Annotated in this window: 10 protein-coding genes; 3 read left to right on the forward strand and 7 right to left on the reverse strand. The window is 68.3% G+C overall.

Annotation, left to right across the window (positions count from 1 at the left end):
- The 3 genes from mdh to rplU all read right to left on the reverse strand — a co-directional run.
- Positions 1-887 (reverse strand): malate dehydrogenase (gene mdh / locus VMJ70_10470; protein ID HTO91543.1); only part of this gene is annotated, 887 nt, incomplete at its 3' end.
- Positions 888-1,014: 127 nt separating this feature from the next.
- The gene (gene rpmA / locus VMJ70_10475) at positions 1,015-1,287 is read right to left on the reverse strand and encodes a 50S ribosomal protein L27 (GenBank protein HTO91544.1); all 273 of its coding nucleotides are present in this window, start codon (positions 1,285-1,287) and stop codon (positions 1,015-1,017) included.
- 8 nt (positions 1,288-1,295) lie between these two features.
- Positions 1,296-1,607: a 50S ribosomal protein L21 gene (gene rplU / locus VMJ70_10480; GenBank protein HTO91545.1), complete on the reverse strand. Its 312-nt coding sequence runs from the start codon at positions 1,605-1,607 to the stop codon at positions 1,296-1,298.
- A gap of 229 nt (positions 1,608-1,836) precedes the next feature.
- Between rplU and VMJ70_10485 the strand changes: the two genes are divergently transcribed.
- Positions 1,837-2,424 carry a hypothetical protein gene (locus VMJ70_10485; protein HTO91546.1) on the forward strand — a complete coding sequence of 196 codons (588 nt, stop codon included), beginning with the start codon at positions 1,837-1,839 and terminating at the stop codon, positions 2,422-2,424.
- Between the two features lie 6 nt (positions 2,425-2,430).
- Here VMJ70_10485 and VMJ70_10490 read toward each other — a convergent pair whose 3' ends face one another.
- From VMJ70_10490 to VMJ70_10500, 3 genes are read right to left on the reverse strand one after another with little or no spacing between them, the layout of a single operon-like run.
- Entirely contained in the window at positions 2,431-3,714 is a 1,284-nt protein-coding gene (locus VMJ70_10490; protein ID HTO91547.1) for a T9SS type A sorting domain-containing protein, read from the reverse strand.
- A gap of 49 nt (positions 3,715-3,763) precedes the next feature.
- Positions 3,764-5,311: an Rne/Rng family ribonuclease gene (locus VMJ70_10495; GenBank protein HTO91548.1), complete on the reverse strand. Its 1,548-nt coding sequence runs from the start codon at positions 5,309-5,311 to the stop codon at positions 3,764-3,766.
- Positions 5,312-5,342: 31 nt separating this feature from the next.
- Positions 5,343-8,021 (reverse strand): TIGR03960 family B12-binding radical SAM protein, encoded by a 2,679-nt coding sequence (locus VMJ70_10500; protein ID HTO91549.1) that lies wholly within the window; start codon positions 8,019-8,021, stop codon positions 5,343-5,345.
- Between the two features lie 221 nt (positions 8,022-8,242).
- Here VMJ70_10500 and VMJ70_10505 point away from each other — a divergent pair, with 221 nt between their 5' ends.
- Both VMJ70_10505 and VMJ70_10510 read left to right on the forward strand, forming a co-directional pair.
- The gene (locus VMJ70_10505; protein ID HTO91550.1) at positions 8,243-8,893 is read left to right on the forward strand and encodes a hypothetical protein; all 651 of its coding nucleotides are present in this window, start codon (positions 8,243-8,245) and stop codon (positions 8,891-8,893) included.
- A 28-nt stretch (positions 8,894-8,921) separates the two neighbouring features.
- Positions 8,922-9,830, forward strand: coding sequence for a hypothetical protein (locus VMJ70_10510; protein HTO91551.1), 909 nt, complete (start codon positions 8,922-8,924; stop codon positions 9,828-9,830).
- Here the strand turns inward: VMJ70_10510 and VMJ70_10515 are convergent.
- A partial coding sequence (locus VMJ70_10515; GenBank protein ID HTO91552.1) for an HNH endonuclease occupies positions 9,827-10,285 on the reverse strand: 459 nt, incomplete at its 5' end. The genes VMJ70_10510 and VMJ70_10515 overlap by 4 nt on opposite strands.

Genomic DNA, 10,285 nt, shown 5'->3' on the forward strand with positions numbered 1-10,285 from the left:
TTGGCCAGCGCGGCCTGGTCGGTGGCGGACAGCTTGAGCTGCACGATCTTCTCGACACCGTGCGCGCCGATCACCACCGGCACGCCGATGAACAGACCGCTGAGACCGTACTCGCCCTCGAGCAGCACCGAGCAGGGAACCAGCCGCTTCTGGTCGGTGAGGATCGCCTCGGCCATCTCGACCGCCGACATCGCCGGCGCGTAGTACGCCGAGCCGGTCTTGAGCAGCTTCACGATCTCGGCGCCGCCGTCGCGCGTGCGCTGGATGATCGCGTTCAGCCGCTCGGCCGGGATCAGCTCGCTCACCGCGATCCCGCCCACCGTGGTGTAGCGCGGCAGCGGCACCATCGAGTCGCCGTGGCCACCCAGCACCATCGCCTGCACGTCGGCGCCGGAGACGCCGAGCTCCATCGCCAGGAATGCGCGAAAGCGCGCGCTGTCGAGAATGCCGGCCATGCCGACCACCCGATTCTTCGGGAAGCCGGTGGTCTTCCAGAACAGCCACGCCATCACGTCGAGTGGATTGGTCGCCACCACGACGGTGGCGTTGGGCGCGTGCTTCTTCACCGCCTCGGCGGCGGGCCGCACGATGTCGGCGTTGGCTTTCAGCAGATCGCTGCGCGACATGCCGGGCTTGCGCGGAAAGCCGGCGGTCATCACCACCACGTCGCAGCCCTTGACTGCCGAAAGATCCGTCGCGCCCTCGAGCTTGCCGCCCTTGTGCCACAGCGGCGCAGACTGCTGCATGTCGAGCGCCTTGCCCTGCGGCATGCCTTCCAGCTCGGGCCGATCGATCAGCACGACGTCGGCGAGGCCACGTTCCGCCACGTAGAGCGCCGTGCTCGCGCCCACGTTTCCCGCTCCGATCACCGCCACTCGATTCTTCACCGCGAACCTCCCTTTCGGGGCATGAGTATCAAGAGTCAAACACAAACGCCGCGCTCGCTACGGCCGATTCGACCGGATCGAGCGCGGCGCTCGGACTGGCTTTCGAGAGCCCGGATCGAGTGACGAGCTAGTTGGTGCTCGGGGCTTCGACCGGGACGACGTTCGCCTTCTTGCGGTCGCGACCGTACCGGGTGAACTGGATCCGGCCGTCGATCATCGCGAAGAGCGTGTCGTCCCCGCCGATGCCGACGTTCTTGCCCGGAAAGATACGCGTGCCGCGCTGGCGAACGATGATCGTGCCGGCGTTCACCAGCTCGCCGCCGAAGCGCTTGACGCCCAGCCGTTGCGCATTTGAATCGCGCCCGTTCTTGGACGAGGACTGACCCTTTTTGTGCGCCATGCTTGCTCCTAGGCCTGGATGCCGGTCACGCGCAGGCGCGTGAGCTCCGAACGATGACCGCGCCGCTTGCGATACTCGCGCCGGCGCTTGAACTTGAACACCTTCACTTTGGGCCCGCGGAACTGCTCGATCACCTCGGCCGTGGCCTTGGCGCCCTTCACGTAGGGCTGGCCCACGGCGATCTTGTCGCCGTCGGAAACCATCAGGACCTGGTCGAAGGTCACGGTCTGGCCGGGCTCCCCGGTCAGGCGCGGAACCTCGATGACCTCATCCTTGGTCACGCGGGTCTGAGTGCCGTTCACGTTGACGATCGCGTACATCGGATCTCCATTCGAGCGCCGCACCCGGCGGCTGACGGTATGTGGACCTCTCCGGTGGGCGCGCGCAGTGCTCCTACCTTCATTGGGAGGCGGAAGTTTCTACCACGGGCCGGGTTGCACGGTCAAGCGCGGTTGCGGGCCCACCCCCGCGAGCGCCATAGTCGGCGCGAGTTCCGGCCCCGCGGGTAAGCCGCTGGACCTGGCCGAGCGAGCGTTCGAGGAGGTTCGCATGAGATTCCCGATCTTCATTGCCGCGCTGGCGGTTCTGGCCGGCTGCGCCGCCACCGGGCCGCCGCCGGCCTCGACGCCCGCTTCCACTCCCGACCAGCCGGCTTCGCCGCTCGGCAGCCCGTTCGCCGAGCGTCCCGCCGGGCGCGCTCGCATCTGGCCGCTGGTCCTCGACCGCTCCGACATGTCGCTCGGCACCTCGGTCTGCTTCAACCGCGTGCCCACCTACGGCGAGCTGCACGACCTGGTGCTGGTGAAGGGCGTCCAGCATCTGGTGATCTCGCTGCCGAGCTGGCCCACCGGCGTTCAGGCCATCGAGACCCTGCAGCAGATTCCCGAAGAGGCGGACGCGATCGTGATCCTGCTCGGCTATCCGCCCACGCGCGAGGCCGCCGAGGCCTGGAACATCCTCGGCGCGCGCGTGCGCATCATCGCCTACGTCAACGGACCGCCGACTTCGGTCGCGATGCTGGACGATCTCAACCTCATGCGCGGGCTCGAGCGCGTGATCGCCGAGATGGACGAGCCGGAACGCGGCGGCTTCGAGCGCCTGCAGCGGCCGCTGAGTTTTCGCAAGGTGATCGAGTAGCGTCGCTCAGCGCACGCGGACCAGCCGGGCCGTCTCCGCCTGCGCGCCGGCGTTGAGTCTCGCGTGATAGACGCCCGGCGCGAGCGCGCGAGCGTCCCACGCGATCTCGTTCGTGCCCGCGGCGAACGTTCCCTCGATCGAGGAGGCCACCCGCCGCCCGGCCAGATCGAAGACGTCGATCGTGGCGCGCCCCGCCGCCGGAAGCTCGAAGTGGAAGCGCACCACGTCGCGAACCGGCTGTGCGCCGGCGATCGCGAACTTCAGGCGCGGCGCGCGAGACGGGGGAACGCCTGCGACGTCATCGAGCGGCCACCGCCACAGACCATCGAATCGTGAGGCGTAGAGTGTATTCCCGAGGATCGCCAGCCCGGTGATGGGGACCGGCACGACATCGAGCGGCTGCCAGCTCTCGCCCTGATCGTGGCTCACCATGAAGCTCGAGCTGAATGCGCCGAAGTTGGCGAACAGGTCGGGGCCGTGCATCGCGAACGACACCGTGAACAGGGAGTGACCCGCCCCCGGGTCCGAGTACGTCCAGGGCACATCGCCGGTCGGACTCAGGAATGCACCGATGTTCGAGCCCACCACCCAGCGCGCGCCGGTCCAGATCGCGGTGAGTCCCGCGAGTCCCGCCGCGATCCGATCGTTGAACAACAGCGTCTGCGTCCAGTCCGGATCGCCCGGATCACGAAAGAACGCGGTGCCGTTGAAGCCGCCCCCCGACAGAAGCCGGCCGTTTCCCGCCGCGATGAAAGTCATGTTGGACGCTTGCGCGGGACCAAAGATCGCGCCGAATCGCTGCCATGTGCCGGAGGTGAGGTTCCGGACCCACGCGCCATCCCCCTCGGTAGCCAGGTAGAGGCTGTCGCCGAGCGCGATCATGTCGATGACGTCGAGCTGAGAGTCGCCAAAGCCGCCGACGAGGCCCAGATTGAAGCTCTGCCACGATGCCCCGAGATCGTCGCTGATGAACACGCCCTGGCCTCGGGTGCTCGCGTAGAGCCGCCGATTTCGCATGATCACATCGTGGATCTCGGTGGCGCCGGCCACCACCTTCGCCTGAGGCGAGAACGTGAGCCCCGCATCGACGCTGACCATGACGGTGCTGTCACCGCCGACGACGATGGTGTCACCCTTCGCCCAGATCGAATCGAGGATGATGCCGGGAACGCCGGGGACCTGCGTCCACGCGGCGGACGCGGAGGTCGCGGACGCGAGGAGTCCGACGAGGGCGAGTGTCGAAAAACCGACAGTGGGGCGTGCGATCGGGAAGCCCATGACCGAGCCCACTAGATGCGGCTCGGTCGCGCCGGGATTCCCGATCTCTTCCGCGCCGGGTTCAGTTCCCCGGCACCGCTCCCACCACCTGCCGGCTGATGTCCTGCTTCCTCTCGCTCAGCACCTTCATTTCGCCGCGCTTCAACTGCGGATCGTCCTTCAGGTCGACCTGCAGCTTGAAGCGCTTCTCGAGCTCGGCGAACCGCCGCGCCTCCTGCTCGACGAAGTAGAGCGCGATCTCGGGCGCAACTTTCACCGTAATGCGCTTCTGTCCGCCGATCGCCGCCACCCGCCGCATCGCGCGCTCGAGCTTGACCAGCATGGTCTCGTGGCTCGGCACCTTGCCGAGGCCGCCGCAGTGCGGGCAGTCCTCGGTGTAGTAGTGGAGCAGGCTCGAGCGCTCGCGCTGCCGCGTCATCTCCACCAGACCCAGCTCGCTCACCGCGAAGGCCTTGGTGCGGGCGCGATCCTTCTTCAGCTCCTTGCGCAGCTCGTCGAGCACCGCGCGCTTGTTGGCCTCGATCTCCATGTCGATGAAGTCGATCACGATCATGCCGCCGATGTCGCGCAGCCGAAGCTGGCGGGGAATCTCGCGCGCCGCTTCGAGGTTGTTGCGGAAGATGGTTTCTTCCTGGTTCTTCTTGCCGGTGAAGCGACCGGTGTTGACGTCGATCGAGACCAGCGCCTCGGTGTGGTCGATGCAGATGTAGCCGCCCTTCTTGAGCCACACTTTCCGCTCGAAGGTCTTTTCGATCTGGGGCTCGATGCCGTAGGCGTCGAAGATCGGCTCCTTCTCCTTGTGGAGCTTGACGCGCTCGCGAAGCTCGGGCGCGACCGACTTCAGGTAGTTCTGGATCTCGGCGAACGATTCTTTGTCGTCGATCACCACCTCTTCGACCTCGTCGGTGAACAGATCGCGAATCAGGCTGGCGGTGAGCTCCAGCTCGCGATGCACCAGCGCGGGAGCGCGCACGCTCGCCGACTTCTTGTCGATCTTCTGCCACATTCGGGTGAGGTGCTTCACGTCGGCCGCGAAGTCGTCCTCGGCCTTCCCCTCGCCCACGGTGCGCGCGATGATCCCGACGCCCGGCGGCTTCAGATCGGCGATGATCGCCTTGATGCGCTGGCGCTCGGCGCGATCCTCGATGCGGCGCGACACGCCGACGTGATCCACGCCCGGCATCAGAACGCAGTAGCGACCGGGCAGGCTGACCTGCTGGGTGACACGCGGGCCCTTGGTGCCGATCGACTCCTTGGTGATCTGCACCAGGATCTCCTGGCCCTTCTTGAGATGGTCCTCGATCTTGAGGTGCGTGCCGCGCGAGCGGCGGCCGTGATGGCCGTTGTCCTCGACTTCGCCAAGGTCTTCATCGACGGTCAGCGATTCGACCAGATCCGAAGCGTGCAGGAATCCGGTCTTGGCGAGCCCGAGGTCGACGAACGCGGCCTGCATGCCGGGCAGCACCGCATTGACGCGGCCCTTGTAGATGTCGCCGACGTGGCGCCGCTGCTCGGCGCGCTCGACCAGCAGCTCGGCGAGCTCGGCGTCCTCGAGAATGGCGATGCGGGTTTCGTAGGAATCGGCGTTGATGATGATCTGTTGTCTCACCGGGGTCTCGCACCCCGCGTGACGCCGCCGATCAGGTTCGTGCCCCCAGCAGCTCCAGCGGATCGAGATGACGGCCGCCATGCTCGGCCCACAGGCACGCGCGCTCGATGTCGGTCGTGCGCGCGTCGACGTGGGGGATCAGCAGGGCGACGATCTCCTCGGGCCGCACCTGAGCGCGCGCGGTGAACTTCACGCGCGCCTGCAGGACGGCCGGAGTCTCGTCCTCGAGGACCTCGAGGGACAGAATCGCGGGTCGTGCGTCGAATTCGCGGGTTTGAGCCTCGCTCTGCCGGCGCACGAGCACGTGCTCCCGGGCGAGCAGCTCGGTGATGCGCGTCCGCAGGGTGCCGAGGAGCGTCTCCGGATTCAGTCCGGCTTCCTCGAGATACGTTCGCGGGAAACGCACCCGATAGGTCGCGCCCTCGAGTTGACTCATGAGCGAAGGCGGTTTGAAAAGAATGGGACGATAGCCCAGCACCTGGAGCCCATCGGGAAGCGCGGCATTCAAGCGCGCCGCCAGATCGGCGGCGGGCGGCCGCGCCAGCTCCAGATCGAAGACCTCGGCCCGTGAACGGTAGCCCAGAGGCAACGGCGGCCCGAACGACATCTTCAGGTGCGGATGATGACCCTGGGTGTAAGCGAGCGGGAGCCCGGAGCGGCGCAACGTCCGCTCCCAGGTCCGCATGAGATCGAGGTGCGAGATGAAACGCATCTCGCTCCCCTTTTCGAAAACGATGCGGAAACGCGTGGCGGTCGCCACCCCGCTGCCCGGCAGAGGACGGCCGGGATCGCGGGACTCGCGGGCCCGCCGACCAAACGCCGGCGCGGGCACGGTGGCCCGGGCCGCGCCGAGGTCGAGCGGCGCGTGAGGCTGCTTCACCCACGGCCGCTGCGGGCATTCCGCGACGCCACACGAGAAGCACACATCCTCGAGCCGGCAATCATCGGTGATGCCGGCGCGATCGGCGCGAATCTTCTCTCGCACCAGGAACTTCTTGGTGACCGGGGACTGCACCACGTCCCACGGCTGTTCCAGCTCGGTGGACCGCTCGACCAGGGCGCGTTCGGGATCCATGCCGAGGTCGCGAAACACCGACATCCAGACGTCGAACTTCAGATGCTCGCTCCAGGCGTCGAAGCGGCAGCCACGCCGATAGGCCTCTTCCACCGCGAGACCGAGCCGCCGATCGCCGCGGGTGAACACGCCCTCGAGCAGCGAAGTCTCGGCGTCGCGATACTTGAGCGCGATGGGCTTGCCGTGCGCGGCCTTGCGCAGCACCCCCAGGCGGCGGTTCAGCTCCCGGGTACTCACCTGCGCCGCCCACGCGAAAGGTGTGTGCGGCTTGGGCACGTGCGGCGAGACGCTGGCGGTAATGCGGAAACCCTTGTTGCCCTCGTCGCGCGCTCGCTTCCAGGCCTTCTGCGCCAGATCCATGATCGCGACCAGATCGTCGTCGTTCTCGCCCGGCAGTCCGCACATGAAGTAGAGTTTGGCGCTGGTATAGCCCTCGCGTGCGGCGGTGCCGACCGAATTCAGCAACTCGTCCTCGGTGTGATTCTTGTTGATCACGTCGCGCATCCGCTGGCTGCCGGCCTCGGGGGCCAGCGTGATCGAGCCCTTCTTCTGCGCCGCCATGCGCCGCGCCACTTCCACCGGCACGTTGTCGGGCCGGGTCGAGGGCAGAGAGATCTGTACGCGCGTCGGGCACAGCTCGTCGGCCAGCGCGTTCACCTGGTCCACGATCTGAGTGTGGTCGGTGGACGACAGCGAGATCAGCGACACTTCTTCGAGCCCGGTGGCCTGCAGGCCCTGCAGCACTTCTTCGACCACCTGCTGGGCCGGCTTCTCGCGCACCGGACGGTTGATCATGCCGGCCTGGCAGAAGCGGCAACCGCGCGTGCAGCCGCGCATGATTTCGACCGACAGGCGATCGTGCGTGATCTCGCCGACCGGCAGCAGCGGCGCCGCCGGGTAGTACTCGGCCTTGAGCTCCTTCACCCACACTGAGTTCACGCGCGCCGGGAATCCCGGGCGCGGCTTCGGCACCAGCCAGCCCTCCGCGTTGGTATCGGTCTCGTAGCCCCACGGCACGTAGACGCCGGGCAGATGGGCGAGATGCCTCAGCAGCCGCGGGCGGGCCCAGCCGCCGCGCTTCGCCTGGCCCACCGCGTCCACCACGCGATGGATCACGTCTTCGCCATCGCCGATCACGAACGCGTCCACGAACTCGGCCATCGGCTCGGGGCTGAACGCCTGAGCGCCGCCGGCGATCACCAGCGCGTGGCGCGCGTCACGATCGACGCTGCGCAGCGGCAGCCCCGCCAGTTCGAGCATCATCAGCACATTCGTGTACTGCAGTTCGTACTGGAGCGAGAAGCCGATCACGTCGAACGCCGAAGCCGGCGCGTGCGAGTCGAGCGAGAACAGCGGAATCCCGAGGCGACGCATTTCGGCTTCGGCGTCCGGCCAGGGCGCGAAGCAGAGCTCGGCCGCGACGTCGTTCCGCTGGTTCAGCACGTGATGGATGATGCGGATGCCGACGTTGGAGAGGCCGATCTCGTACGCGTCGGGGAACGCCAGCAGCACTCGCACTTCGGCCGCTTCGAGCGGCTTGCGCGGCACGTGCAGCGCATTGCCCAAGTAGCGGTTGGGCTTGGAAACGCGCGGCAGCAGCTGATGCTGGATGAGTTCGGCGACTGCGGTGCTCATGTCGGGCGAGCACGGCCTCCGGATGGGATCGTGAATTCCGCCCCGGATTCGGGCGAAGCGACCATGAGGCGGAAGGATCGGCGAGTCGGGTCGCCGACCGTCCCGGCGAAACACCGCTCGCGGAGCATGCCGGGACAAAATAGCACAGCGTCACGCGGCCGCTCAACGCTCGTGCGGCGCGCGCTCTGCTATAGTGCCGCGCGCCATCATCACTCCCATTCATGAGAGTCTCCGACCGCGACTTCGCCCGACTGCGCCGGGCCCAGATTCTCACCGGCGTCGTGCCGCTCGGGCTGTTCCTGATCTCGCATCTGGCCGTGAATTCCCGCGCGCTCGCCGGACCGGCCGCCTATCAGCGTGCGGTGGAAGCGATCGCGCACGTCCCGATGCTCGGCGCGATCGAGCTGCTGCTGATCGCGCTGCCGATCGCCACGCACATCGCGCTCGCGGCGTGGCTCGCCACGGCGCGACAGTTGACCACCGAGCCCGCCTGGCCGAGCGAGGCGTGGCGTGTGATGCAGCGCGTGACGGGTTTCTATCTCTCGATCTACGTCGTCTTTCACGTCTGGGCGATCCGCCTTTCGCCCGAACGGCTGGCCGCAAAGAAGCCGCTGTTCGAGCTGATGTCCGCGCAGCTCGCGCATCCCGTGGTCTGGATTCTGCAGGCGCTGGCCGTGATCACGGCCGCCGCGCACTTCGCCGGGGGACTGGTGGCGCTGACCGGTCCGGCCGGCTTCTCGTTCGCGCCGCGCGCGCAGCGGGTCGTGCGCCGCGCCGCGATTGCGGGCGGCGCGCTGCTCGCGCTCCTCGGCCTCGCCTCGCTGGCGGCGTTCGTGTGGCCGGCGGCGCGCTGGCTCCCTCCCGCACCGTGATGCTCCGCGGCGCGAACCGGACTCCTGCATGAGCGACTTCGCGCACGATCGCACCTCCGGCTCGAGCGAGGTGTCGCTCGCGTTCCTCGACGGCCTCGAGCGCTGGGCGGGTATCGACCGCTCGGGGCAGGCGCCCGAGCTGCGCGCGGCCTTGTTGCAGTTCCTGCGCCGCGCGCAGGCCGCGCAGCCCAGCATGGCGCTGATCCACCAGTTCGCGGCGCGGGCGCTCGAGGTGGCCGACACCGGCGTCCGGCGCGGCGACGCGCCGCCGGCGCTGCGGGAACAGATCGCGGCGTCGTGCGCCGCCGAACGCGTCGACCTGGTCAACATGCGGCGCGATGCCGCCGGCTGGGCGGGCAAGCTCCTGCCTGGGAACGGCGCGTGGGTCGCGACGCTGTCTTCGAGCGGCGCGGTGCGCGAGGCGCTGCTGCACGCGCACGCCGACGGTCGGAAGCCGCGCGCGCTGATCGGCGAAGGCCGACCGCGCCTGGAGGGTCGCGAGCTGGCGCGCGAGCTGAGCGCCGCCGGCGTCGCGAGCTGGCTGGTGGTGGACGCGGCGCTGCCGCTGCTCCTCTCCCAGACGGCCATGGTGTGGGTCGGCGCCGACGCGATCACCGAGCGCGGCGTGCTCAACAAGATCGGCTCCTACGGCGCGGCGCTGGCGGCGCGCGAATCGGCGGTGCCGGTCTACGCGATCGCGACGCGACGCAAATTCCTTCCGGCCGCGACCGGCGCGCTGCGCATCGACGAGATGCCGCCCGAGGAAGTGTGGGCCGAAGCACCCGAGGCGGTGAAGCCGCGCAACATCTATTTCGAGCTGACGCCGCTCGAGCTGTTTCGCGGCATTGTGGTCGAGGACGGCGTGCTGGGCGTGAGCGAGGCAGCGACGCTGGCGCGCGAACGACCGTTGCCGGCGGAGCTCGCGGCCGGGCTCTAGGCCGGGCGGCGATCCTTCAGCGCCGCGCGCATCCCAATCGCGACGGCCGCCTGTCGTTTGCCCTTCATGAAGTCCTGTCCGAATTCCCGTTCGGCCACGTACTGATTGTGGGCGCGGCAGAGCTGGCGCACGTTGGCCACGGTTGATTCACCCCCGCGGGCCACCGGAATCACGTGATCGAACTCCAGCCCGTGCCGCGCGTCGCAGCGCTTCCCGTTGTCGCCGACGAACGCGCAGCGATCCTGGTCGCGCTCTCGCACGGCCCGCTTCACGCGAGCCGGGATGTGTCGAGGGTCGCGGGAAGGCCTGGCGCGGCGCGGCCTGTCGGTGGCCCCGAGCTTTCGCTTCTCAATCTGCGAAATGGCCGCGTCGAACGCGTGCTCGAGCACGGCGTCGAGGTCGCCGGCAGGCACCCGGTGCCCGAGCAGCTCCTGGAGCCGGCGCAGCTTGTCGTG

Source organism: Candidatus Sulfotelmatobacter sp., assembly GCA_035498555.1.
In the GTDB taxonomy this organism is placed as follows: Bacteria; Eisenbacteria; RBG-16-71-46; order RBG-16-71-46; family RBG-16-71-46; genus DATKAB01.